The sequence below is a fragment of the Glutamicibacter arilaitensis genome (assembly GCF_044793945.1).
Taxonomy (GTDB): Bacteria; Actinomycetota; Actinomycetes; order Actinomycetales; family Micrococcaceae; genus Glutamicibacter; species Glutamicibacter arilaitensis_B.
In genome coordinates this window covers 2,961,777-2,987,044 of sequence record NZ_CP084994.1, presented here as the reverse complement: position 1 = coordinate 2,987,044, position 25,268 = coordinate 2,961,777, and the positions used below count along the sequence as shown (strand labels likewise).

The 25,268-nt window shown below is 58.9% G+C and carries 20 protein-coding genes and 1 riboswitch; of the genes, 17 read left to right on the top strand and 3 right to left on the bottom strand.

All coding sequences use genetic code 11. From position 1 onward, the window contains the following. Positions 1 to 14 precede the first annotated feature (14 nt). The 3 genes from LG294_RS14050 to LG294_RS14040 are packed head-to-tail and all read left to right on the top strand — an operon-like array spanning position 15 to position 3,991. Positions 15 to 1,058, top strand: a complete 1,044-nt coding sequence (locus LG294_RS14050) for a FecCD family ABC transporter permease (RefSeq protein WP_404286723.1) — start codon at positions 15 to 17, stop codon at positions 1,056 to 1,058. Between the two features lie 8 nt (positions 1,059 to 1,066). Continuing rightward, positions 1,067 to 2,083, top strand: a complete 1,017-nt coding sequence (locus LG294_RS14045) for a FecCD family ABC transporter permease (protein ID WP_404286721.1) — start codon at positions 1,067 to 1,069, stop codon at positions 2,081 to 2,083. A 3-nt stretch (positions 2,084 to 2,086) separates the two neighbouring features. Next, positions 2,087 to 3,991 carry an SIP domain-containing protein gene (locus tag LG294_RS14040; protein WP_404286719.1) on the top strand — a complete coding sequence of 635 codons (1,905 nt, stop codon included), beginning with the start codon at positions 2,087 to 2,089 and terminating at the stop codon, positions 3,989 to 3,991. A gap of 82 nt (positions 3,992 to 4,073) precedes the next feature. On the opposite strand, the gene LG294_RS14035 is transcribed toward LG294_RS14040, so the two are convergent. Beyond that, on the bottom strand, positions 4,074 to 4,523 hold the full coding sequence (locus LG294_RS14035; RefSeq protein WP_404286717.1) for a MarR family winged helix-turn-helix transcriptional regulator: 450 nt from the start codon (positions 4,521 to 4,523) through the stop codon (positions 4,074 to 4,076). 105 nt (positions 4,524 to 4,628) lie between these two features. On the opposite strand from LG294_RS14035, the gene LG294_RS14030 reads away from it, so the two are divergent. Continuing rightward, on the top strand, positions 4,629 to 6,458 hold the full coding sequence (locus LG294_RS14030; RefSeq protein ID WP_404286715.1) for an ABC transporter ATP-binding protein: 1,830 nt from the start codon (positions 4,629 to 4,631) through the stop codon (positions 6,456 to 6,458). Here the strand turns inward: LG294_RS14030 and LG294_RS14025 are convergent. Then, positions 6,455 to 6,943, bottom strand: a complete 489-nt coding sequence (locus LG294_RS14025; protein ID WP_404286713.1) for a MarR family winged helix-turn-helix transcriptional regulator — start codon at positions 6,941 to 6,943, stop codon at positions 6,455 to 6,457. The genes LG294_RS14030 and LG294_RS14025 overlap by 4 nt on opposite strands. A gap of 151 nt (positions 6,944 to 7,094) precedes the next feature. Between LG294_RS14025 and LG294_RS14020 the strand changes: the two genes are divergently transcribed. The 13 genes from LG294_RS14020 (at position 7,095) to LG294_RS13960 (ending at position 23,898) form a co-directional block, all read left to right on the top strand. Then, positions 7,095 to 7,670, top strand: a complete 576-nt coding sequence (locus LG294_RS14020; protein WP_404286711.1) for an NADPH-dependent FMN reductase — start codon at positions 7,095 to 7,097, stop codon at positions 7,668 to 7,670. A 141-nt stretch (positions 7,671 to 7,811) separates the two neighbouring features. Beyond that, entirely contained in the window at positions 7,812 to 8,921 is a 1,110-nt protein-coding gene (locus LG294_RS14015) for a glutathione S-transferase family protein (protein ID WP_404286709.1), read from the top strand. 160 nt (positions 8,922 to 9,081) lie between these two features. Further along, entirely contained in the window at positions 9,082 to 9,978 is an 897-nt protein-coding gene (locus LG294_RS14010) for an RNase H family protein (RefSeq protein ID WP_404286707.1), read from the top strand. A 58-nt stretch (positions 9,979 to 10,036) separates the two neighbouring features. Further along, entirely contained in the window at positions 10,037 to 11,185 is a 1,149-nt protein-coding gene (locus LG294_RS14005) for a serine hydrolase domain-containing protein (protein WP_404286705.1), read from the top strand. Further along, a complete protein-coding gene (locus LG294_RS14000) occupies positions 11,182 to 11,973 on the top strand; it encodes an SGNH/GDSL hydrolase family protein (RefSeq protein WP_404286703.1) in 792 nt (263 codons plus the stop codon). Before LG294_RS14005 ends, LG294_RS14000 begins: the two co-directional genes overlap by 4 nt. A gap of 96 nt (positions 11,974 to 12,069) precedes the next feature. Continuing rightward, a riboswitch (glycine riboswitch) is annotated at positions 12,070 to 12,167 on the top strand. Positions 12,168 to 12,332: 165 nt separating this feature from the next. Beyond that, positions 12,333 to 15,179, top strand: a complete 2,847-nt coding sequence (gene gcvP, locus LG294_RS13995) for an aminomethyl-transferring glycine dehydrogenase (protein WP_404286701.1) — start codon at positions 12,333 to 12,335, stop codon at positions 15,177 to 15,179. Positions 15,180 to 15,188: 9 nt separating this feature from the next. After that, the gene (gene gcvT / locus LG294_RS13990) at positions 15,189 to 16,316 is read left to right on the top strand and encodes a glycine cleavage system aminomethyltransferase GcvT (protein ID WP_404286699.1); all 1,128 of its coding nucleotides are present in this window, start codon (positions 15,189 to 15,191) and stop codon (positions 16,314 to 16,316) included. Positions 16,317 to 16,376: 60 nt separating this feature from the next. Beyond that, on the top strand, positions 16,377 to 16,757 hold the full coding sequence (gene gcvH / locus LG294_RS13985; protein WP_404286697.1) for a glycine cleavage system protein GcvH: 381 nt from the start codon (positions 16,377 to 16,379) through the stop codon (positions 16,755 to 16,757). After that, positions 16,757 to 18,079 (top strand): serine hydroxymethyltransferase, encoded by a 1,323-nt coding sequence (glyA, locus tag LG294_RS13980; RefSeq protein ID WP_404286695.1) that lies wholly within the window; start codon positions 16,757 to 16,759, stop codon positions 18,077 to 18,079. The genes gcvH and glyA overlap by 1 nt, the downstream gene beginning before the upstream one ends. 190 nt (positions 18,080 to 18,269) lie before the next feature. After that, positions 18,270 to 19,679 (top strand): L-serine ammonia-lyase, encoded by a 1,410-nt coding sequence (locus LG294_RS13975; protein WP_404286693.1) that lies wholly within the window; start codon positions 18,270 to 18,272, stop codon positions 19,677 to 19,679. A 412-nt stretch (positions 19,680 to 20,091) separates the two neighbouring features. Then, positions 20,092 to 21,450: a magnesium transporter gene (gene mgtE / locus LG294_RS13970; RefSeq protein ID WP_404286691.1), complete on the top strand. Its 1,359-nt coding sequence runs from the start codon at positions 20,092 to 20,094 to the stop codon at positions 21,448 to 21,450. A gap of 65 nt (positions 21,451 to 21,515) precedes the next feature. Continuing rightward, positions 21,516 to 22,625 carry a tRNA-dihydrouridine synthase gene (locus LG294_RS13965; RefSeq protein WP_404286689.1) on the top strand — a complete coding sequence of 370 codons (1,110 nt, stop codon included), beginning with the start codon at positions 21,516 to 21,518 and terminating at the stop codon, positions 22,623 to 22,625. Between the two features lie 142 nt (positions 22,626 to 22,767). Further along, positions 22,768 to 23,898 (top strand): hypothetical protein, encoded by a 1,131-nt coding sequence (locus LG294_RS13960; protein ID WP_404286687.1) that lies wholly within the window; start codon positions 22,768 to 22,770, stop codon positions 23,896 to 23,898. A gap of 72 nt (positions 23,899 to 23,970) precedes the next feature. Here the strand turns inward: LG294_RS13960 and LG294_RS13955 are convergent, their stop codons facing one another. Then, positions 23,971 to 25,128 carry a type II CAAX prenyl endopeptidase Rce1 family protein gene (locus LG294_RS13955; RefSeq protein ID WP_404286685.1) on the bottom strand — a complete coding sequence of 386 codons (1,158 nt, stop codon included), beginning with the start codon at positions 25,126 to 25,128 and terminating at the stop codon, positions 23,971 to 23,973. Between the last annotated feature and the right edge of the window lie 140 nt (positions 25,129 to 25,268).

The window sequence follows — 25,268 nt, the reverse complement described above, 5'->3', positions numbered from 1 at the left end:
GAGTGTAGGAAGCAATGACGGCCACCGATAGTACCAAGCGCGTCACCGCGCCGAAGATTAAGCTGGGGCGTAAGGTTATCGCCTGCCTGTGCCTGCTGGCGGTGCTGGCCCTAGCGGTGGTCGCCTCGCTGATTTTTGGTGCGCGCCCGGTTCCGCTGGCAACACTTGTGGAATCTTTTTCAAACTTTGACGACAGCGCCCCCGACCACGTTGTGGTGCACTCTCGGATTGCCCGTACGGTGGGTGGAATCGTTGTCGGCGCGGCTCTGGGACTCTCTGGCGCCGCCATGCAGGGATTGACCCGTAACCCGTTGGCGGACTCGGGAATTCTTGGATTGAATGCCGGGGCGGCCCTCGCAGTCGTTTCGGGTATCGCCTTCTTTGGAATGACTTCCCTGACCGGCACCATGATCGCCGCTTTCCTTGGCTCCGCTGTGGTGATGGCCTTGGTTTATGTGGTGGCCAGCGTGGGGCGTGAAGGTGCCACACCAATCAAGCTTGCCCTGTCTGGCGCGGCCCTCTCGGTGGGTTTCACCGCGGTAACCAGCGCGGTATTGATGGTTTCAACTTTGGCCTTGGATGAGTTCCGCTTCTGGCAAATCGGCACGCTGGCGGCCAGAGGCGTTGACACGTACCTGATGGTCATTCCGGTCGTTGCGGTGGGTGCGTTGATCGTGCTGGGCACCGCGCGGGTTTCCAACGCAGTGGCCATGGGCGAGGATTCGGCAACCGCGTTGGGCTTCCGGCTGGGACGTGCCCGAGTCTTCGGGTCGGTGGGCATCGTGCTGCTGGTGGGAACCGCTACCGCGGTGGCCGGGCCCATTGCCTTCGTAGGTCTGATGATTCCGCACGCGGTGCGACTTCTGGTGGGCTCGGACTATCGTTGGCTGATGCCTGCGAGCATTATCGCCGGACCGATCCTGCTGCTGGTGGCCGACACCTTGGGCCGGTTGATCAATCCGCCGGGCGAAATTCAGGTTGGCGTGATGTGCGCAATTCTGGGTGCGCCACTGTTTATCATCATGATGCGTAGCGGTATGAAGTCGGTGACCCTGTAATGGCACCAATGCAAAGTATCCTCCCCGCCCGAAGAAAACAGCGAGTGCTGTCCAGCGCGCTCTGGCTGATCCTGGCTTTCGTGGCAGCATCAGCGGCCTATATTTTCTGGGGCCGAGACAGGCTTCCCGCAGAGGAGATCATCGCGGTCTTCTCCGGTGAAACGGTGCCCGGGACCAGCTTCATCCTGTTAGAAGATCGGTTGCCTCGCATTGCGGTGGGTGCACTTGCCGGGGCAGGGCTGGGAATTTCGGGTTCGCTCTTCCAACGGTGGCTGGCCAACCCGTTAGCGAGCCCTGATGTGATCGGCGTGGGCTACGGAGCGGCTACCGGCGCCATTGTGGCGCTGATCTACTTTGGCACCACCGGGTGGCAGTTGAATGCCGCGGCGTTGGCAGGCGGCTTGGCCGTGGCTGCCTTGATCTACTGGCTCTCCGCATCGGGCAAGCGCACCGGTTCCAGGCTCATCTTGGCCGGGCTGGCCATCGGTGCGATGCTGCAGGCAATCATCCAGTACTTGCTCACGCAGGCTCAATTGAACACCGCCGGGGATGCGATGCGCTGGCTGACCGGGTCGCTCGCGCCGAGCACCTGGGAACGTGCCACGATTCTGCTGGTGACCTTGGGAATACTTGCGCTCTGCTTGCTTCCGCTTGTGGTGCGGCAGCTCAAGCTGCTGGAGCTCGGAGATGACGCGGCAGCCGCCTTGGGCCTCAACGTTTCCAGGGCACGCATCTTGCTGGTCTTCGTTGCCGTGGCATTTGGCGCCATTCCCATTGCAGTCACCGGACCACTGTCGTTCGTAGCGTTTCTTGCAGGCCCGATCACCGCAGCTTTGACTCGGGGTGCCATAAATATTTGGCTTGCGGGGCTGACAGGTGCGGTCATAGTGGTCGTTGCAAACTTTTTCGCCGCAAATCTGTTTTCGGATTTGTCTTTACCGGTGGGCGTGATCACCGGTGCATTCGGCGCACCATTCCTGATTTGGGTGCTGGTGCGTTCCAACTCAACAGGAAGCGGGGGATAACCCATGGCCCAACTTCAGGCAAACGATCTGACCCTGGCCTATGACAAGGTCACCATCGTGGACGAACTGTCCTTGGACATCCCCACCGGGGAGGTGACTATTATTGTCGGAGCCAACGGCTGCGGCAAATCTACCCTGTTGCGGGCGCTGTCGCGCTTGATGCGCCCGGCCGGTGGCCAGGTGCTGCTCGACGGGCAAGATATTCACACACGCCCCGCCAAAGAGGTGGCCCGGACCTTGGGGCTGCTTCCGCAGTCGCCTACCGCACCGGATGGGATTACCGCTCGCGAGCTCATTAGCCGTGGCCGCTACCCGCACCAAGGATTGTTCAAGCGCTTCGGCCCGGAAGATGAGGCGGCGGTTAATCGCGCCCTGGACCTGACCGGCACCATGGAACTGGCAGACCGCGCGGTCGATGAGCTCTCCGGTGGACAGCGCCAACGAGTGTGGATCGCCATGGCCCTGGCCCAGGAGACAGAACTGTTGTTGCTGGATGAGCCCACCACCTTCTTGGACGTGGCCCACCAGCTCGAGGTGCTGGACGTGGTCAGCGAGTTGAATCGAACCCGTGGGATCACGGTGGTGATTGTGCTCCATGACCTGAACCTCGCCGCTCGCTATGCCGATCACCTAGTGGCGCTGCGTGAGGGAAAGATCTACGCCGCAGGCCACCCGAATGATGTGGTCACCGAACGCACCGTTAAGGACGTATTCGGCATGCCCAGCAGGGTGATACCGGACCCGGTAGCAGGTACCCCGCTGGTGTTGCCGATTGGTCGCCACCGTGTGCTGCGCACCGAGAACGTGTTGGCGGCTCAGGGGATCGTGCGCACCTCGGATATTGCGCAGAGCCCCAAACCGGTGGCGCAACCGCCTATGAATGCGGATGCCGAGCCGGAAGCAGACCAGGAGACGCAGGTTCGTCCGGGCGCCGAGCATCTGTCAACGTTGGCCTACCAGTGCACCGTTGTGCGCACCCAGGACCTGGCGCCTTCCTTCCGGCGGGTCACCATCGGCGGCACCGACCTCGAACACTTTGGAACGAACAGCCACCCGTTGGATATGCGGATCAAGCTCCTGTTGCCGCCTGCCGGCGGTTCGGCCTTGACCCCGGAGATCGCAGCCTTGCGGCCGCGCGCCCTGTCCAGCACGGCGGAGCAGGACGGCTGGTACCGTCGCTGGCTATCCATCGACCCAGCATCGCGCGGATATATGCGCACCTACACGGTGCGTGCCTTCCGCGAGATGGGGCACCGCGACAATCTCGGGGATACCGCCGAGCTGGATATCGACTTTGTGATGCATGGCAAGATTGTCGACGGCAGCCTGCAGGGCGGCCCGGCGACCGAATTCGCCGACAAAGCACAGATTGGCGACGAGCTGCTGTTCCTTGGCCCGAACCGGGCGCTGAGCGATGAAACTTACGGCGGAATCGAATTCCGTCCGGGAGGTGCCAGCCGAGTAGTCCTGGCCGGTGACGAGACCGCCGCCCCCGCAATCTGCGCGATTCTGGAAGCACTGCCTTCCAACGTGACGGGTCATGCACTTATTGAGGTTCCGGAGACCACCGATATTCTTGGTGCCTCCACTCGATCCGGAGTTTCGGTGCAGTGGCTGACTCGAGGCACCAACGAGCACGGTACGCTGCTCTCGGCCGCCGTCCGCGACGTGGTCGCTATTCCGGCGGCTGGTGCTGTACACACCGATGCGGATCCGGAAGACATCGACGTGGATGCCCAGATCCTTTGGGAAACCGGCGCTGCAGAATCTGCACCGTTCTACGCCTGGATTGCCGGTGAGGCAGGCATGGTCAAGGAACTGCGCCGCTATCTGGTGCGCGAGGCGGGAATTGACCGAAAGCAGGTGGCCTTCATGGGTTACTGGCGTCGCGGAAAGACCGAGAACTAGTCGAAGCCACTAAAGAATAGAGCAGCTCCCATCAGGAATTCTCCTGTTGGGAGCTGCTCTATTTCTGCTCAATGATGTTGCGTTAGCACCGGGGTCTAGCTGGAGCATCTGCGACGAGCAAACCCAATATTCTGGTTAGCTCGTTGCGGTCATCATCGCCGAGGGTCGCGAAGAATTCCTCGTGGCTATGTTTGCGTTCCTCGAGCAGTATTTTCAACAGGGCCTTGCCCGGGACGGTCAGCGTAATCAGGCTGGCTCGACGATCGGCAGGATCCGGGGTGCGTTTGGCCAGCTCCTTGGCTACCAACTGATCGATGACCTCGGTGGTGGAGCGCGGTGCAATGTGCAGTCTTTCGGCTAATTGAGAGTTACGCATTCCCTCAGTTTCTTCGCGTCCCAGCAGCATCAAAGTTCGTACTTGATGCGGGGTGATGTCGTATGGAGTGAGCGTTTGACGCCACTTGCCGCGAAGCAGGCGCGAGCTGCGGTTGAACAGGTCGACCAAGTCAGGGCCGGACTCTTGGGTAGGCATGGTTAAAGAATAGGGTGTTCTTCCCAACAAATTCAAGATGGAACCACATAGTGAGGTAACCTCTGTTATTCTAGATTGTGAACGCGGAGATAAATGGAGGTGCTCATGATTCCAATGGGAATGGGTGGACCCGTCGGCGGACGACCGGGTAACTCGAAGCAAGATAAAGAATGGTTGGCGGAGCATCCGGTCTCGCTGCGCCGAATCGCTGGACTCTTCCGGCCGCATCTGAAGACAGTCATCTTGGTCATGCTGTTGATCGTGGCCTCTTCGCTGATTGGGCTGGCGCAACCATTTATCATTCGTGAACTCATCGACGTGGCTATCCCCGAGCAGAATGTCAAACTTCTGCTGGCGCTGGCTGGTGGACTGGTGCTCATTGCCTTGGTCAACGCGGTGCTTGGCGTGATTCAAACGTGGCGAGCGACCCTCATGGGCCAGAAGGTGATGCATGGATTGCGCACCGGGCTGTTCGCTCACTTGCAGAAGCAATCCTTGGCCTTCTTCACCAACTCTCGGTCGGGGGAGGTGCAGTCCCGGCTGACTAACGACGTTGGTCAGATGCAATCGGTGATCACCAACTCGGCGACTTCGATCGCCTCCAACTTGACCACCGTGGTGGCTACCGCCTGCGCGATGGTAGCTATTTCCTGGCAATTGAGCCTGATCTCGCTCGTAGTCCTGCCACCTGCGATCATCCTGGCTAAGCAAACCGCCAAACTGCGGCGCAAGATCACCGGAAAACGGCAGCGGGAAATGTCTACGCTGACTTCGATTATCGAAGAGCGCTTGAGCATCTCCGGTGTACGCCTGGCCAAGGTGATGGGTACCGGAACACTTGACGCTGAGCAGTTCACCGAATCCAGTTCAAAGCTCATCGATTTAGAGATGCAAAGCGCTTTGGCAGGCCGCTGGCGCATGGCCGCTATGTCAATCATTTTTGCTGCAGTTCCAGCGGTTCTCTACATTGTGGCAGGTCTTCCGGTCACCGGAGAAGGTATGAGCATTGGCACCTTGGTGGCCTTTACCGGACTGCAGGCGGGAATCTTCCGCCCGGTGCTGGGATTGATGAGCATCTCTATCCAGTGGGTCTCGGCGATGGCGCTATTCAGCCGAGTCTTTGAATACCTCGACGCCGATCAAGCGCTGCCGGTTCCGCGTAATCCACGCCAGCTCATGGCTGGCGAGATACGCGGCGAACTGGAGCTCAAAGATGTGAGCTTCCGCTACCCTGGGGCGCGAACAAACACCTTGCATGACATCAACCTCAAGCTAGCGGCCGGAACCATGACCGCGATTGTGGGGGCCACCGGTTCGGGTAAATCAACAATGGGTTCGCTGCTGCCGCGGTTGTTAGATCCGAGCTCGGGCAGCGTCACCTTGGACGGCGTGGATCTTCGCGAGGTGCAGCCGCAAGACATTGCAGAGGTGGTCTCCGTGGTGGCGCAGGAAAGCTATCTGCTGCACGCTAGCGTGCGCGAAAATCTGCTTTGGGCAGCGCCGCACGCCAGCGAGGAGCAGTTGTGGGAAGCCTTGGAAGCTGCGCAGATCGCGGAGCTGATTCGCGGGTTGCCCGAGGGCTTGGATACCCGGGTCGGACAACGCGGGCACCGCTTCTCCGGTGGCGAGCAGCAACGGCTGGCGATTGCGCGCACCATGCTGCGCAGGCCGAAGGTCTTGGTGCTGGATGAGGCAACCAGTGCCCTGGATACGGTGACCGAGGCGCTGGTGCAGCAGGCCTTGGATCAATTGGCTTCCGGGCGCACTACGCTGCTGATTGCGCATCGTCTGAGTACAGTGTTGCGTGCAGACCGGATTGTGGTGCTCGACGAGGGGCGGATTATCGAGTCTGGAACCTTTGAGCAGTTGGTGAAAATCGACGGGAAATTTGCTCGCCTAGTGCGCAACAGCGAGTTTGCCCAGCAAGTGAGCTAGTCGCACCGCGGCATGTCTGCACCTTGTGGTGCGATCGCCGCTAGAATTTTAGGCAGAGCAGTTTCCAGGGCGGCGCTCTCCTCTGCTGTGAGCGAGTCGAAAAGCGAAGAGCGGATGAACTCAACGTGCTTCGGAGCCGCCGCGCGAATCGCCTGCCAGCCCAGCTCGGATAAGCCGATTTGGTGGCCGCGGCGATCCGAGGCATCGGAGCAGCGGGTAATCAGGCCTTTGACTTCCATACGGCGCAATAGGTGCGAAAGCCGGGAGCGATCCCAGCGCAGCTCTTGGGCAACCTCGGCGGGGCGTAGCGAGGATTCCTCCGCCTCGGACAGCACCGCGAGGACGGAGTATTCTCCAGACTGCATGGCCGAGTCCTGGGTGAGCTGGCGGTCCATTGCGCTTGGGAATTGCCAGAGGAACTCTCGAATAGTCCGCCAGAGATCTTGTTCGCGGCCGTTGAGCCAGCGGGTGTTTTCGGTTCCCATGTTTTGCATTCTCCTGAATTGGTAGTGACTGCGGGGCAAGCCTGCAAAGTTGTTGACACATCAATTATCTCGTGTAATGTTGTTTTTAGCAAGACTTGATGACGTGTCAACCATGATGGTTGGGCACATGACAATTTGAGGGAGCAAAAACATGTTGAAGATCGCTATCATTACCGGTTCCACCCGCCCAGGTCGCAACAACGCTGGAGTGGCACAGTGGGTGCTGGAACAGGCCCAGCAGCGCAACGACGCAAACTACGAGCTGGTAGATATCGCCGATTTCAACCTGCCACTGCTGGACGAGGCCTACCCGGCTGCGTACCAGAACTACCAGAATGAAGCCACGAAGAGCTGGTCGGCCAAGATCGCTGAATTCGACGGCTACATCTTCGTTACCCCTGAATACAACCACTCGATCGCTCCGGCCCTCGCTAACGCGCTGTCCTACCTGAACGCCGAATTCTCTAATAAGGCAGCCGGAATCGTCGGCTACGGATCGGCTATGGGTGCGCGTGCGGTGGAACACCTGCGCGGAATTCTTTCCGAATTGCAAGTGGCCCACGTGCAAAAGACCGGCATGTTCTCGCTGTTCACCGACTTCGAAAACTTCTCGGCATTCAAGCCGACCGAACAGTCGGCCGCCTCGGTCCAGCCGATGTTCGACCAGCTGATTTCTTGGACTACCGCGATGAACACCGTGCGCTCTGGCGTCATGGCCAACGCCTAAATTCCATTCAAAGAACTGCGAGAAGCCGGTAGACAAACTTTTCGCAGTTCTGAGTAATTGACTACTTTTTAACCAACCCAGCGCGTTAGCCTGAGAGCTAATAGCCTTGCCGGAACTAAGCCAAAAGCTTCAAGGGGAGAAATGACAAAAGAATTTTCGACCAAAGGTGCATACGTCACCGGAGGCGAGTTCAGCCGGGATACCAATTACATCCAGGACCGCATCGTGGCAGACCCGCGCCCCGAAGCTTTCGCAGATGGCATGCCTAATAGCTCGATCGGCCACCCGCAGGCCGGACTCGGTGAGGGCGCGCAGCTGTGGCCGGTGGAAGCCGGACGCTACCGCCTCGTTGCGGCACGTGCCTGCCCCTGGGCTAACCGCACGCTGATTGTGCGTCGCCTCCTGGGACTGGAAGACGCGATTTCGATTGGCCTGCCCGGGCCAACCCATGACGCACGCAGCTGGACCTTCGACCTGGACGAGGGCGGCAAGGATCCAGTGCTGGGTACCGAACGTGTACAGGAGAACTATTTCAAGCGATTCGCGGACTACCCGCGCGGCATCACGGTTCCTGCAATTGTGGATATTCCCACCGGAGCAGTGGTGACCAACGACTACCCGCAAATCACCTGGGACATGTCGACGCAATGGAAGGAATTCCACCGCGAGGGGGCGCCGAATCTGATTCCCGAGGATCAGCTTGATCAGATGCTGCCACTGATCAAGCGCATCTTCACCGAAGTGAATAACGGCGTTTACCGCGCCGGATTCGCTGGAGACCAGCAGTCCTACAATGATGCCTATGACCGGCTCTTCACCACACTGGATTACCTCGAAGAACGGCTAGAAACCCGTCGCTTCCTGATGGGGGACCACATCACCGAAGCCGACGTGCGTTTGTTCACTACGCTGGCTCGGTTCGACCCGGTCTACCACGGGCACTTCAAGGCCAACCGCAACAAGCTGATCGACATGCCTAATTTGTGGGGCTACGCGCGCGACCTGTTCCAGACCCCGGGGTTCGGCGACACCACAGACTTTGAGCAGATCAAGGCGCACTATTATGTGGTTCATGAAGACATCAATCCCACCCAGATCGTGCCTAAGGGGCCCGAGTTGAGCAACTGGCTCGAAGCCCACGGACGCGAAGAGCTCGCAGATTCCGGCCCGTTCCTTGACGGCACTGCACCGGGCGAAGTGCGTGCCGAAGAGCGCGTGGCCACCGGACATAATCCGATGTACCCTGCCTAGCTGATTCGAAGGCAAACCCGCAGAACCGAGGCATTATTCGGTCCTAGCGCTGTCCCGGCGAGAACTCCTACGGTTTTCGCCGGGACTTTGCCCTTTAAAAACCGAACATGGCACACCTAGTCACCCATAGTTGTGGGGTGGACATGGCAGGATTATTCCTATGACGATCATTGCGGCAGCTGACGGTTCTGCACTCGGTAACCCTGGACCTGCCGGTTGGGCCTGGTATATCGACGAAGAAAACTGGGGAGCCGGGGGCTGGGATCACGGAACCAACAATATGGGCGAACTTCAAGCCGTGCTGGAACTCTTCCGCGCCACGGCTAAAGAACCCGATACCGAACTGAAAATCCTTTGCGACTCTCAGTACGCCATCAACTGCATCACCAAGTGGATGCCGGGGTGGAAGAAAAAGGGCTGGAAGAAGTCCGACGGGAAGCCGGTGCTCAACCAGGACATTCTGCGTGAATTGGATACGGTGATCGTTGGCCGCAAATACACCTTTGAATGGGTCAAGGGCCACGCCGGCCACGAACTCAACGAGGAAGCCGATGACCGTGCCCGAGCTGCAGCCACCGCACATCAAAGCGGGAAGAAACCAGATGGCGGGCCCGGTTATCTCGGTTCTTCGCGCTCAACACCTAGTGGCACACTCGATCAAGCTGAGGCGCCGGCGGCCGAGGCTACCCCCGAACCAGCCGCGGACCTCGCAAGTACCGTCTTCGAATTAGAGCAGGGGCTGCTCGACGCGCAGGTGCGAGCGAACTTCACCGAGGTCAGCGATTTTTTGCACCCGAGCTACCAGGAAGTTTGCCGAGACGGTTCGCTACTGGACGTCTCCACCGTGCGCTCAATCCTCGACGCCGGCGGGGCACTTCCGGCTACCGGCCCGGTGCAGCTACTGACCGCTCGTCCGCTGGATTCCCGGTTAGTGCTGATCGCCTACCGGATGAGTCCGGAAAACTCTTCGGTCTTAGTCTGTTCCTCGTGGTGGCAGCAGACGGAGCGGGGCTGGAAGCTGCGTTTCCGCCAAGAAACAGTGGAGAACCACGCTTAGATTTTTACCCTTTAGCACTAGTGTTAGTTGACAAGTAACAAGCACTTTAAGGATTTTCATGGATTCGGTCATTACAGAAGATTTTGCGCCACTCGCCGAAGTGCTTGACGCTCAAGCGGCGGAAGTGGAAGGCTACTCGGCCCAGCTGGCGATCTATCACCGCGGGGAGCTGGTGCTCAGCCACACTGTCGGCGAACACCTCGCCGGCGACGCAGTGACCTGTGTCTTCTCCTGCACCAAAGGCCTAGGTGCGCTGGTAATCGCCTTGCTGATCCAGGACGGTTTGCTCGATCCATCCAAATCCATCGGAACTTACTGGCCTGAATTCGCCACCGGCGGGAAACAGCGGTTGACCCTCGGTGAAGTACTCAGCCACCAGGCCGGGGTGCTCGGTGTCCCCGGGGGAGTGCCGAGCAACGTTCTGCTGAACTCGGCCGAATACGCCAAGGTACTAGCCTCCATGCCAAGCATCTGGCCGCAAGGGCAGAATATCGTCGGATATCACGCCATCACCATGGGCGTTCTCATGGAGGAACTGGTACGCCGGGTCACCGGCCAAGAGCTCAAAGAAGTTTACGAACAGCGCATCCGCAAGCCGTTGGGAGTTGATGCCTTCATCGGCCATGGTGCAGAGCTTGAACCACGCTACCGCGAGGTGTTGCCCGCCGTTGAAGAAACGCCGGCCTTCATGGATCCGTTCTCGCCCACTGGACTCTCGGTCAACTCCACCTCGGGCTTCGCCCTCGAATCCGGGCCGGTGTACAACTGGCACGAACTGGCAAACTCGCCGCAGGTTCGTGCACTCGGACCGGCATCCATGGGCGCGGTAGCCAACGCCCAGGCGCTCGCCGGGATCTACGCGGCATCCTTCGGCGCGGTGCCGGCTCTGGGCGTCTCCGAGGGGCTGCTCAGTGCAGATACCTGGGCCGAGGTTTCCACGGAACTTGTATACGGCCCGGACCGCACCAACGGCCTGTTGCAAGCTTTCGCGGTCGGCTTCATGAAGCCCACGCCACGCAAGGACTACGGCTCGATCTTCGCCTATGGGCATGACGGGGCGAACTCGTCACTGGCCTTCGCCGACCCGGCCTACCAGCTGGGCTTCGGCTACATTCCTTCACGCAATGAGGGAGAAAAGGATATCTCCACCGGTATTCGCCTAAGCCAGCTGGCGCGCCAGCTCATCTTGGCCAAGGGAGCGAAATGAAATTCCTTGCGTTAGGGGATTCCTTCACCGAAGGCGTCGGAGATCTCAGCATGGTGCGCCCTAACCGGGTGCGCGGTTGGGCTGACCGTGTTGCCGAAGTGCTGGGCACTCAGGGCGACTGGCAATACGCGAATCTTGCCATCCGCGGCAAAAAAATCTCTCAGGTCATCAATCAGCAACTCGACGCAGGGCTTGCGTTAAAACCCGATCTGGTGACCATCTATGCAGGTGGTAATGACATTCTGCGGCCCAGCGCGGATCTAGATGCGCTCATGCGCGGCTATGAAGGAATGGTGCGCCGCTTTGCCGAGGCTGGCAGCATCGTGGTGCTATTCACCGGGTTCGACACCGTGGATTCGCCGTTGTTCAACAAGACCCGCCCGCGGACCGCCATTTACAATGAGAAGATCCGCGAAATCGCCGACACTCATGGCGCGCTGGTGGCTGATTATTGGCGCTGGCGTGAGTTTTCAGACCTGCGTTACTGGGCGGGGGACCGGCTCCACATGAACGAATTCGGCCACGCGCTGATGGCGCACAAGGTGCTGGAACTGCTCGGCAAGCATGGCGTCGTGGAACCGGAATGGGCCGAGCAGATCAAGCTTCCGGGGCTGCCCGAGCTCCCGGTCAATTCCCGTGGCGAGCGGCTGCGTGAAGATATGGGCTGGTTGAAAGAACATTTGGGTCCCTGGATTAAGCGTCGGCTGACGGGCACCTCCTCGGGAGATTCCCTGCCGCCGAGGTATCCGGACTATGTGAAACTTGCTCAAACGCTCAGCGTAAGTTGATTTATGAACCAAGACGAACTGCAGGCCTTGGAGATCACATGTGATGCAGGTACGATGGTGATGTGTTTTGGATCATTAGATCCACAGCACAGCCTTCGACGGATGGCGGGAGAGACCCGTTCACACCATGGATGGGCGCCGTAGGAGCAATTCCTCCCCAGGAAACTCTCAGGCACCCGTACCGCCATCACGAGGCAACTCTGGAAAGTAACCGGCCCGTTCCGGTTCACCGAAGGTGCAGGCACCCGGCTTCGTAGGTCGGTTGCGTAAAACTCTCAGGTTATGCAACAGGGATGGGGAGGGACAGAGACCTTCCTTTGGCGTGCGCCAAGACAGATCCCCCTGGAGATAACTGCACCATGACTATTACGCAGACATCGGCATCCACGAGTAGCGAATTCGTGTCCCGCCACATCGGCCCACGTCCGGACGATGTAAACCATATGCTCCAGACGCTGGGATACTCCAGCCTCAATGAGCTGATCGACACCGCAGTTCCGGCTGACATCCGCCAGGGTGCGGCACTGGATCTTCCTGCTGCACTGAGTGAAACCGAAGCTTTGGCTCACCTGCGCAACTTGGCGTCCAAAAACGTGATGAAAACCCAGATGATCGGTCAGGGCTTCTACGACACCATCACGCCACCGGTGATTCGCCGCAACATCGTGGAAAACCCAGCCTGGTACACCGCCTACACCCCGTACCAGCCAGAAATTTCTCAGGGTCGCCTCGAAGCGCTTCTGAATTTCCAGACCATGGTCATGGATCTGACCGGCTTGCCTATCGCCAACGCCTCGATGCTCGATGAGTCCTCATCCGCAGCCGAAGCCGTGCTGATGATGCGCCGTTCGAACAAGAAGAAGGCCAGCGGCAAGACCGTGCTGGACTCGAACATCTTCCCGCAGACCATCAAGGTCATTGAGGGCCGCGCCGACGCTCTCGGCTTCGAAGTCGAAGTTGTTGATCTGTCCCAGGGCCTGCCAGAAGGCGATATCTCCGGAATCGTGCTCCAGCAGCCAGGCAACGACGGTTCGATTGCCGACCACAAGCAGATCATCGCCGCCGCCAAGGACGCCGGCGCGATGGTCACTGTCATCGCCGATCTGCTCTCGCTGACCATGATCACCCCTCCCGGTGAACAGGGCGCGGATATCGCAGTGGGCAACACCCAGCGCTTCGGCGTTCCACTGTTCTTCGGTGGACCGCACGCAGCCTACCTCGCCGTGGGCGAAGGGCTGCAGCGCTCGATGCCGGGCCGCCTGGTAGGGGTTTCCAGCGACGACGCTGGCACCACTGCCTACCGTTTGGCATTGCAGACTCGCGAGCAGCACATCCGCCGCGAGAAGGCCACTTCCAACATTTGTACCGCACAGGCACTGCTGGCCATTTGCGCCTCGATGTACGCGGTCTACCACGGCCCAGCGGGCCTGAAGCAGATTGCCACCCGGGCGCACAACCACGCTCGCGTCATTGCCAGCTCGCTGGTTTCCGGCGGCTTGACCTTGGCCAGCGACTCCTTCTTCGACACCGTAGTTGTCAACGTCGAGAACGCCGCAGCAATCATTTCCAAGGCGGTCGACGCGGGCATCAACCTGCGCAAGGTTTCCGAGACCCAGGTGGGCATCTCCACCGATGAGGCAACCACCGCGGACACCGTCCGCACCCTGGTTGAGGTCTTCGGAGTTGAGCTCAGCGTTCCGGAGGGCTTCGACATCCCCGAGGCGCAGGTCCGCACCAGCGCCTACATGACCCACCCGATCTTCAATACCATCACCTCCGAGACCCAGATGATGCGCTACCTGCGTCGCCTCTCGGACCGCGACCTGGCGTTGGACCGCACCATGATCCCACTGGGCTCGTGCACCATGAAGCTGAACTCCGCCGCCGAGATGGAATCCATCACCTGGCCAGAGTTCGCCACGATCCACCCCTACGTTCCCGCAGAGCAGTCCATCGGCTGGCGCGAACTGATCACCGACCTCGAAGGCCGGTTGACCACCATCACCGGTTACGCAGGGGTCTCGATCCAGCCGAACGCCGGCTCGCAGGGCGAATACTCCGGCTTGCTTGCCATCTCCGGCTACCATGCTTCACGCGGCGAAGGCCAGCGCAACGTCTGCCTGATCCCGGCTTCGGCCCACGGCACCAACGCGGCTTCCGCTGTGCTTGCAGGGATGAAGGTCGTCGTGGTGAAGACCGCAGCGGACGGCACCATCGACGCAAACGACCTGGATGCCAAGATCGAGGCAAATAAGGACGTCCTGTCGGCCATCATGATCACCTACCCGTCCACCCACGGTGTCTACGACGCCGACGTGCGCGAGGTCTGCGACAAGATCCACGCCGCTGGCGGACAGGTCTACATCGACGGTGCGAACATGAACGCCCTGGTTGGCCTGGCTCAGCCGGGCCAGTTCGGCGGCGACGTCAGCCACCTGAACCTGCATAAGACCTTCTGCATCCCGCACGGCGGTGGCGGACCGGGCGTAGGCCCGATCGGCGTCGCCGAGCACCTCGTTCCATTCCTGCCAGGCGATGCTTCGGGCACCTACACCGAACGCGACGGCGTGCCAGTAGTGTCCACCGCATTCGGTTCGGCCGGCGTGCTGCCCATCTCCTGGGCCTACATCGCGATGATGGGTGGCGACGGTCTGACTGAAGCAACCAAGACCGCGATCCTGAACGCGAACTACATTGCCAAGCGCCTGAACGAGTACTTCCCGATCCTTTTCACCGGCAATAAGTCCCTCGTTGCACACGAGTGCATCTTGGACCTGCGTGAACTGACAGCAAAAACCGGGGTGACCGCAGAAGACGTAGCCAAGCGCTTGATTGACTTCGGTTTCCACGCGCCAACGCTATCCTTCCCGGTTTCCGGCACCTTGATGGTGGAGCCAACCGAGTCCGAGGACCTGAAGGAGATTGAGCGCTTCATCGAAGCGATGATCACCATCCACCAGGAAATGCAGGAGGTGCTCGCAGGTGTCTACACCATCGATGAGTCGCCGTTGCGCAATGCGCCGCACAGCGCCAGCGCGCTGATCACCAGCAACTGGAATCGCAAGTACAGCGTCGAGCAGGCCGCCTTCCCGGTTGCCAGCCTCAAGCGCGACAAGTACTTCCCGGCTACCGGTCGCATCGATGGCGCAGCCGGCGACCGAAACCTGATTTGCTCCTGCCCACCTCCAGAAGCCTTCGAAGACTAGGAAATCGTGATGACTGAGACCAGCACCGATATTAAGCACACCGCGCTGCACGAGAAGCATGCCGAGCTAGCCGCTTCGTTCACCGACTTTGGCGGCTGGGATATGCCCCTGAAGTATGGTTCGGAACTTGCAGAGCACAACGCAGTGCGTTCCACCGCAGGCCTGTTCGACCTTTCCCACATGGGGGAGGTTTGGCTCACCGGTCCACAGGCCGGCGAGGCACTGAACACCGCGCTGGCAGGCAACCTGTCCGTCATGAAGGTCGGCAAGGCGAAGTACTCGCTGATCCTCAATGAAGCGGGCAAGATCATTGACGACTTGATCGTCTACCGCCTCGGCGAAGAACGCTTCTTGGTCGTGCCGAATGCCGGCAACGCACCGGTCGTGGCGGCCGAACTGGCCAAACGCGCAGCAGGATTCGACGTCGTGGTGGATGACGCCTCGGCACGCACCTCGCTGATCGCAGTCCAGGGTCCGAACGCCGAGGCCATCGTGGTATCCATGGCTGCAGATGAGCAGACCGTGACCGCCGTGAAGGAACTGAACTACTACGCGGCAATCGAAGTAGTTCTCGGCGGAATCGACGTGCTGCTTGCACGCACCGGCTACACCGGCGAAGACGGCTTTGAGCTCATCATCGCCAACGAAGATGCCACCGCCATCTGGGACAAGACCGTCGCAGCCGGCAAGGATCACGAACTGGTCCCTTGCGGTCTGGCTTCGCGTGACTCGCTGCGCCTAGAAGCTGGCATGCCGCTCTACGGCAACGAGCTTTCCATTGAGCGCACCCCATTTGATGCAGGATTCGGTCCAGTGGTGTCCTTCAAGAAGACCGAGAACTTTGTCGGTCGCGAAGCTCTTGAAGCCCTGCGCGGACAGACTCCAGCCCGCAAGCTGGTGGGCCTGAAGGGCCTGGGCAAGCGCGCAGGTCGTGGCGGATACGCCATCGTCAAGGATGGGGAGACCATTGGTGAAATCACCTCCGGCCAGCCATCACCAACTTTGGGTTACCCGGTAGCCCTAGGTTACGTAGATGTCGCGTTTAGTGAAGTGGGAACCGAGCTAGATGTCGATCTCCGTGGCAAGACTTTGCCATTTGTGGTCGTAGAACTGCCGTTCTACACCCGAGCCAAGTAACGTTTAACATAAGCGGGTGTTCGTAAGACACCCACCATTCCCCTTGGGAGAGGAATTATCGTGAGTAAAGTTCTTTCATCGTTGCGCTACTCGGCCGAGCACGAGTGGATCGATGCAGCATCACCAGCCAAGATCGGCATCACCCAGATTGCTGCCGACGCACTTGGCGACGTGGTCTACGTTGACCTGCCAGAAGTTGGCGACACCGTCACCGCAGGCGAGACCTGTGGCGAAGTCGAGTCCACGAAGTCGGTTTCCGACCTGTACTCGCCAGTGACCGGCACCATCGTTGAGGTCAACCAGGAAGCAGTGGACAACCCTGCAATCCTGAACGAAGACCCATACGGCAACGGCTGGCTGTTCACCGTTGAAGTTGAGTCCGAAGGTCCGTTGCTTACGGCCGCAGACTACGCCAGCGCGAACGGTGGAAACGTCGAGTAATGAGCAATAAGACTTTTGAATCCCTGGCCCCTGCGTCGTTGACGCAGTCGCTGGCGGAGCTTGATCCAGAGATTGCGCAGCGTATCGATGCCGAGTTGGCGCGTCAGCAGCGTGGCTTGGAAATGATCGCGTCGGAGAACCACACTGCGCAGGCAGTGATGCAGGCGCAGGGTTCGGTGCTGACTAACAAGTACGCCGAAGGCTATCCGGGCCGCCGTTACTACGGTGGGTGTGAAGAGGTTGACGTTGTTGAGACGCTGGCTATCGACCGTTTGAAGGCACTGTTCGGTGCGGAGTTCGCGAACGTTCAGCCGCATTCCGGTGCTCAGGCTAACGCTTCGGTGTTCCATGCCTTGGTTCGCCCGGGCGATACCGTGATGGGCCTGAATTTGGCTCACGGTGGTCACCTGACTCACGGGATGAAGATCAACTTCTCGGGTCGTTTGTTCAACATCGTTCCTTACGGTGTGAACGAAGAGACCTACGAGGTCGACATGGACGAGGTCGAACGCCTTGCTGTGGAGAGCCAGCCGAAGATGATTGTGGCTGGTTGGTCTGCGTATCCTCGTCAGCTGGACTTCGCTCGTTTCCGCGAGATCGCTGACAAGGTCGGCGCGTACTTGTTCGTGGATATGGCGCACTTTGCTGGTCTGGTTGCTGCTGGTTTGCACCCTTCGCCGGTGCCTCACGCGCATGTGGTCACTTCGACCACGCATAAGACTCTTGCTGGTCCTCGGGGTGGCATTATTTTGACTAATGATGCTGATATTGCCAAGAAGATCAATTCGGCGGTGTTCCCTGGTCAGCAGGGTGGTCCGTTGGAGCATGTGATTGCTGGTAAGGCGGTGGCCTTCAAGATTGCTGCCTCACAGGAGTTCAAGGAGCGTCAGGAGCGGACGTTGGCTGGGTCGCGGATTTTGGCTGAGCGTTTGACTCAGGCTGATGTGGCTGCCAAGGGCATCAGTGTGTTGACTGGTGGCACCGATGTGCATTTGGTGCTTGTGGATCTGCGTAATTCGGAGTTGGATGGCCAGCAGGCTGAGGATTTGTTGGCGCAGGTGGAGATTACGGTGAATCGTAATGCGGTGCCGTTTGATCCGCGTCCGCCGATGGTGACTTCTGGTTTGCGTATTGGTACTCCGGCGTTGGCGACTCGTGGTTTTTCTGAGGCTGCGTTTGCTGAGGTTGCGGAGATTATTGCGCAGACGTTGATTGCTGGTGCTGATGGTAATACTGGTGTGTTGCCTGAGTTGAAGGATCGTGTTCTGGGCCTTGCGCAGGCGCACCCGCTGTACCCGGAACTTGCAAAGGTTTCCGAGTAACAGCTTCTAATTGAGGAGGGGCCCGGAAAGCAGAAATATGGCGTTCCGGGCCCTTCGTCTCTCGTGCGAATGCCAAACAGGCCCATATCGCGCGTCACCGGGGACGGGAAAACCCTATTCTCTGTCTCACCACACACTCATTAGGTGTGAGCATCACCTATTGCCCCAAGTTCTAAGGATGTGAACCGTCATGGCGGTTAGCGTATTCGATCTGTTCTCGGTTGGTATCGGACCATCCTCCAGCCACACCGTGGGACCAATGCGTGCGGCGCACGCATTTATTGCCCAAGTCATTCGCGAGGGAAAGATTGAGGCACTTGAATCCCTGCGCATCGATGTGTACGGTTCGCTTGCGGCAACTGGACGCGGGCACGGGACCTTTACAGCAATTATGCTCGGACTGGAGGGCTTCGAACCAGAGGCCATTCTCCCGACACAGGTCGATGAGCGTCTGGCCCAGATGGAGACCACCGGTATCCTTCGTCTCGGATCTCGGTTGGATGTGCACAAGGATCTGAATTACAAGGTCAGCGACATGATTCAGCACCCGTTGACGGTCCTGCCGCGTCACACCAATGGCGTGAAGTTCATAGCTTTGGATGCAGCTGGCACAGAACTGCTCAACGAAACGTTCTTCTCCGTCGGTGGCGGTTTTATTGTCCGCGAAGGCGCCGAAGAACGCATCGAGAAGAATATCGAAGAAAAGGTCAAGCAGCAGCCGTATCCCTTTACTACCGCTGCTCGTTTGATGGAGCATTCGGAGAATACCGGAAAATCGATTTCCGAGATTATGATGGCCAATGAGGAAACCTTCCGTACCCGGGAGGAAATCCGCTCTGGCCTCGTGCACATTTACGAGGTCATGGAACAGTGCAAGGAAGCGTCGCTAGAACGCACTGGCGTTCTTCCCGGAGGCTTGAAGGTTCGCCGACGCGCCCCCGAATGGCACGAACGCTTGCGCAAGGAAGACAAAGATCGCGATCCGGTCTACTGGCAGGAATGGATCAACCTCGTCGCGCTGGCCGTCAATGAGGAAAATGCTTCGGGTGGTCGAGTCGTAACGGCTCCAACCAACGGTGCCGCGGGCATCATTCCGGCGGTCCTGTTCTACGCAACCCACTATGCGCCAGGCGCCAAGTACTGGAACAAAGAGGAAAAGGACGACGCAGTGGTTCGCTTCTTGCTCACCGCTGGAGCCGTTGGCGTTCTGTACAAGGAACAGGCATCGATTTCCGGCGCCGAGGTCGGCTGCCAAGGTGAAGTCGGTTCCGCCTCATCGATGGCAGCAGGTGGACTGGCCGAAATTCTCGGCGGCACCCCAGCCCAAGTTGAAAACGCAGCAGAGATCGCCATGGAACATAATCTTGGACTGACCTGTGATCCAATCGGCGGCCTAGTGCAAATCCCATGTATTGAACGCAACGCGATTGCAGCTTCCAAGGCGGTGAACGCGGCCAAGATGGCATTGATGGGCGATGGCCAACACCACGTCACCTTGGATGAAGTCATCATCACCATGCGCGAGACGGGCAAGGATATGAGTGACAAGTACAAGGAAACTGCGATGGGCGGCCTTGCCGTGAACGTGGTTGAGTGCTAGTTCAGTACCTCCAATAAGCGTGCGGTGGGCCTTGTCCACCGCACGCTTTTTGTTTTTAGCAAATGTGATCTTGTCGCTCACATGGCAACTATTGCGCTATAAGGTGATAGAACTAAGGTGAATGTTCTTGGGCGCACGCCCGAACAGATTCTAGGAGGTGAGCTACATGGACGACGGTTCTAGTCGATCTATGTTCACGCGACCTCTGTATATCAGCCGCTGAGCTACACGCCGAGGACTGTGTAGCGGAGAGTGAGCTTGGGAGAGTCGTGCTTCAACTCCTTCCTTCACGCATGATTTCCGCAAACGAATTCTAAGTGACTTCTCACCCGATTCTTGGTGGGCGAGCCTAGTCAGAAATTCGCTTGTATCCCCGGAATAATGCGCCAATTCACCGTTTGGGCTGATAACCATGCACATTTCCAAAGAAGTCGACTTCTCCACTATTTCATCGCTGATCCAGGCTCACCTCGACTCGCAGGATCTCAACGGGCTTGCAGTCTTGCTGCGGGGACTGAGCTTGCCGCAAACCCTCCAGCAGCTACACCGTCTGCCGGCAAAAGACATGGCAATTGTATACCGGTTGCTCGCCAAGGATCAGGCCCTGGAGGTTTTCGAACGCCTAGACCCTTCAATCCAAGTTGAATTGGTTGGCACCTTGCAGCAAGACACGGTTAGCGAAACCTTCGCCAAGATGGCAAGCGATGATCGCGTGGCTCTGCTCGATGAACTACCTGCCCAACTTGCGGCGAAACTGATACGAGGTCTGGCACCGGAACAACGCGACGAGGTCAACGTGCTGCTCGGCTATCGTGCAGGGGTAGTGGGACACCTGATGAATCCTTACTTTGTCACGACCCGCCCCTCGTTGAGCGTTGCCGAAAGCCTGCAAAGGGTGCATGGTCAACTGGACAGCGCCGAGAGCATCTACACGCTGGTAGTCACAGATGAAACGCGCCGCTTGCTCGGGGTGGTTTCACTTCGCGAGCTCTTGGCCGCCGACAAGGATCAGCAGGTATCCGAGCTGCTCACCACTGGCTATGGCCTGAGCGCCGAGGAGTCCGCAACCGAGGCGGCGCGCCAAGTAGTGCTGAGCAAGGAACTGCTGATCCCGGTGGTGGATTCCGAACAGCGCGTTGTCGGAGTCTTCAGCTCCGCCGACGCGATCTCGGTTCTCGCCACGGCCGACGAAGAACGGGCCGCGCGAGGATCCGGTGCCGAACCACTACGGCGGCCTTACTTGAGCACCGCTGTGGGCTCGCTGGTTAAAAGCCGCATCGTATGGCTGTTGGTTCTTGCGGTCGGGGCAAGCCTTACGGTGCAGGTGCTTTCGAATTTTGAGGAAACCCTCGAATCGATGGTGGTGCTCAGTTTGTTCATCCCGCTGATCGTCGGCATCGGAGGGAACACCGGTAATCAGGCAGCGACCACGGTCACCCGCGCCATCGCCATGGGTGACGTCCGCGTGGGGGACCTCGGCAAGGTGATGCTGCGCGAACTTTGTGTGGGCCTCATCCTCGGATTATGCCTGGGAACTCTTGGGTTTGCATTGGCCGGACTCATCTTCGGTGTGTCCATCGCACTGATTATCGGAATCACATTGGTCGCGCTGTGCACGATTGCGGCAGGAGTCGGCGGGATTATGCCAATTATCGGCAAATGGTTGAAAGTCGATCCCGCGGTCTTCTCGAATCCGTTTATCTCAACATTCGTGGACGCAACTGGGCTGATCGTGTACTTCAGCGTGGCCATGGCTGTACTCGGAAATTAGCGTGTCCTAGCTCACGGCGCATAGTCCGTTGGAATAATACTCGCCCTTACAGCGTCACAATAGATATGCCTCTAAGCAAATTGTTCACACCAGTCACCATCCCAACTCGACGCGGAGCGGGTCTGACCCTGCGCAACAGGGTCGTGCTGCCACCGATGTGCCAGTACGCCGTTGACAAGACGGACGGGGTGCCAACCGACTGGCAATTAGTGCACCTCGGCTCGATGGCACATGGTGGATTTTCGCTGATAGTCACCGAAGCTTCGGCGGTGGTTCCCGAGGGCCGCATCTCGGATCGTGATGCCGGAATCTGGAACGACGAGCAGGTTCAATCGTGGGCACGCGTCAACGAATATGTGCACTCGCACGGAGCCGCTGTGGCAATCCAGCTAGCTCACGCCGGGGCGAAGGCCTCGACCTACGGCTGGCTTCAGGAGCTTGAAGCCGAGAATAAAACTGGAAGTATTCCTGTATCCGAGGGTGGGTGGGACACGGTCACCTCCACGCCGAGCGAACTTTACGGACTGAAGCCAGCGAACGAAATGAGCGCAGAGCAGATCGCCGACTCCGTCCAAGCTTGGGCAGCCGCGGCAGTGCGTGCCGATGAGGCAGGTTTTGACATGATTCAAATCCATGCCGCCCACGGATACTTGATTCACCAGTTCCTCTCGCCGCTGTCGAATAAGCGAACCGATCAGTATGGCGGAAGCTGGGAAAACCGCACCCGCTACCTTCGCGAACTGGTGCACGCGATCGCCGCCCGCTGGCCCGAAGACAAGGCCTTGGGCATTCGGCTCTCCGGAGAAGACTGGGTCGAAGAGGGCTGGCGCATTGCCGACACCATCAAGCTGACTGAGGAACTCTACGCGGCCGGAGTACGCTCGTTTGACCTTTCCAGTGCCGGAATCGGCGCCTTCCAGGGCCCCAGTGGCCCCGGATACCAAGTTCCACTGGCCCAAGCGGTTAAGCAGGCGCTGCCAGATGACGCATTTGTGACCGCCGTGGGTGGAATTACCGAAGCGCATCAAGCCGAGCAAATATTGGTGACCGGACAGGCCGATGGCGTATGCATTGGGCGAGCCGCATTGGGCGACCCACAATGGCCAAACCGTGCGGCCCAGGCCTTAGGCGCTAGCAAGTCGCATCCTGCGCAATATTGGCGTGGGCGCTGGTAAAAAACTTAGGTCGGGTGGCTATTTGGGGTTAACCCAAGCGATCTTTGTGCTTTGCTCTTCCGGCTATCGACGCGCGGTGTTAGGTTAGTCACACGGAGCTAGTCGCACGGTGACCAGAGGTCATGTGCGGAAGGGAGTCAGCATGGCACTACGCGCGGATTCTAATGGAATCGACGCTTCGCTTTATCGGGAAAATGGTTCGTGGTGCACCGCTTTAGTGGATGCATCATTGGGAACCACCGCGGCGCACGAAGCAGCTGACCGATTGCCGGGAGAAGTGGCCAAACTACTGAAAAGCCAGCAAGCCAGCATCAATGATGTTGAAGCTGTCACGGGGGCTTTGGAATCGGCGAAGGGGCTTCGTGCACCGGTAGCCCGATTCATAGCAGTCCATGACGGAGCGGTGGTGCTCAACGAACTCATTCCAGGGTTGAAAGTCGAATCCGCTGCCGTGGATGTTGGACCATTTCCTAACTTCACCGCGTTAGCTAGGGCCCGAGGTGGCGCATTTTCCTACCTCGTCGCCGAGGTTGGGCGCGATGGCGGAGAAGTGCACCTATACAACACCACGTCCCCGGAGCGAGTGGGCAGTCGCGGCATTGTGGGATCACCGGAAGAAACTCACCATGCACGAAAGGTGCCAGGTGAGTATGACCAGCCAAAGAACCAATCCGCAGCTGACGAGATGGCGCGACGCAACGCCGAAGAAGTAGCGGAATTGATCACCGAAATGTCCAAGGACACCTACATCAGGCTCATCGTGCTTTCCGGCGACGTAAAATCACGAGAGGCCATTGCCGGGATGCTCCCGGTGGCGCTCAAACCGTATGTCGAGGTCCTGGATGCTCACACACGTACCGGTGGCGCAGATACCAAGCAAGTTGACGATCGCATTTCGCAGCTGGTTTCCGATACGCACGCGGAAGCGGTAGCGGAGCTAGAGAAGCGAGTGTCGGCTCAGGCCGGCAACGGTCGAGCACAACTGGCGGTGGGCCTTGCCGAGGTCGTGGCAGCGCTTCAATCCGCTCAGGCCGAGGTGGTGCTGGTAGGTCAGTATCAAGATGAACACACCCTGCGGGCGTTGTCCGCAGAACCTTGGATCGCTCATGAAGAAGGAGACGATCACTCGGACCTGGTAATGGGACAGTGGCCAGCTCCAGAGGTGCTTCTTCGGGCGACAGCGTTGACGGATGCAACGATCCGCTACGTTCCTGACTCGATCCTTCCGGACGGTGCAGGCATCGCGGCCTTGCTACGCTGGGCCAAGTCCTAATAATCAGAAAAGCTTCGCCGGTGAGAGCGCACTATGCGTTCACACCGGCGAAGCTTTTAATCGTGGTTCAGGCTATGGGTTTGGCTTGTTAGGGTCGTTTGGGTTCGTGCCCGGCTGGCTGGGATTGGGGTAGTTTCCCTGCGGTGGCTGAGCCGGAGGGTAGGCCGAACCGCTCTGCCCGGTGGGAGGAGCCCAGTATGCCTGCGTGGGCGGAATTTGTGGATAGGCCATCGGCCAAGGCTGCAACAGCTGTGGCGCACGGTCTTTCGGTGCGGGCCCGGCAGTTCTCTCGATACCTCGTCGCTTGGCGACCCAAAGCAGGATATAGGTAACTAGCGCGGTGAACGCTATCGAAGTCAGCAGGTTAGACAGCGTGGATTGCGTGGCATTGACATCAACCGCGCCGGCCGCAGCGAGCAGGAACAAGCCCACGTTGTTGATCACGTGCATCGCGATGGCTGCTTCCAACCCACCGGTCCGCCAGGTGAGGTAGCCTGCGGCTATGGCAAAGAATGCCACGTCGAGAAGCCCATAAATATCGTACAAATGTCCAGCGGTGAACAGCGGCACCGGAAGCAAAATTGCGAACAACGGATGTTTAAGCCAGCTGCCAATGGTCTGCATCAGCATCCCGCGGAAGACGATTTCCTCGGCCGCTGCCTGGAACGGCACAAGCAGCACCACGAGCAAAGCGAAGAAGAGTGGATTTGCTGGAAGGTTCTCGGCGGGAACATTCGTCGGAGCCACGAGACCAGCGGCTTCGATGCCCAAGCTAATCCCGAAATAAATTGTATAGAGCCCTACCGCAATCCCGGTGCACAGCCCCAACCATTTCCAGCGGATCTTGCCGGCCACCGAGACCAGAAGTCCCACTGGCTTGGGACCGAGCAGCAAATAAGCGAAGTACGCTACCGGTATCAGTGCGATGAGCGAGAGCATAGTGAATAGGAAGACCGCAGGGTCGGCCATGTTCGTGCTCTCAAAAGCCATCATCACCGGACTGCTAGGCTCATCGAGTTGCGACCCCATTGAGCTGAAGAGCAGAATCATGAGGCCAATGAGCAAGATGGCAACTGCCACAAGGTAGAAACCTGTGGCCGTTCCCAACAGCGCTAACGGACGCCACCACGCATACTTCGGGTCCCGGCGCATCAGCCGATGGAACTCGTACCGAGGCTCATCTGCGCTTTCTTCGTTGGGTAAGGACCCATCAATCTCTGACATGCTCATATTACAATTTTGGCCCCGAACAGGCCTTTTAGGTATGAACCTTGCGGAGGATTTGTTGGATCATCCTTTAGGGGTGTTCTTTACCGGGAGTACAGGTTGGCTAGCTAGACTTGGGCGCGACGAGTTCTGAAAATTCCTTT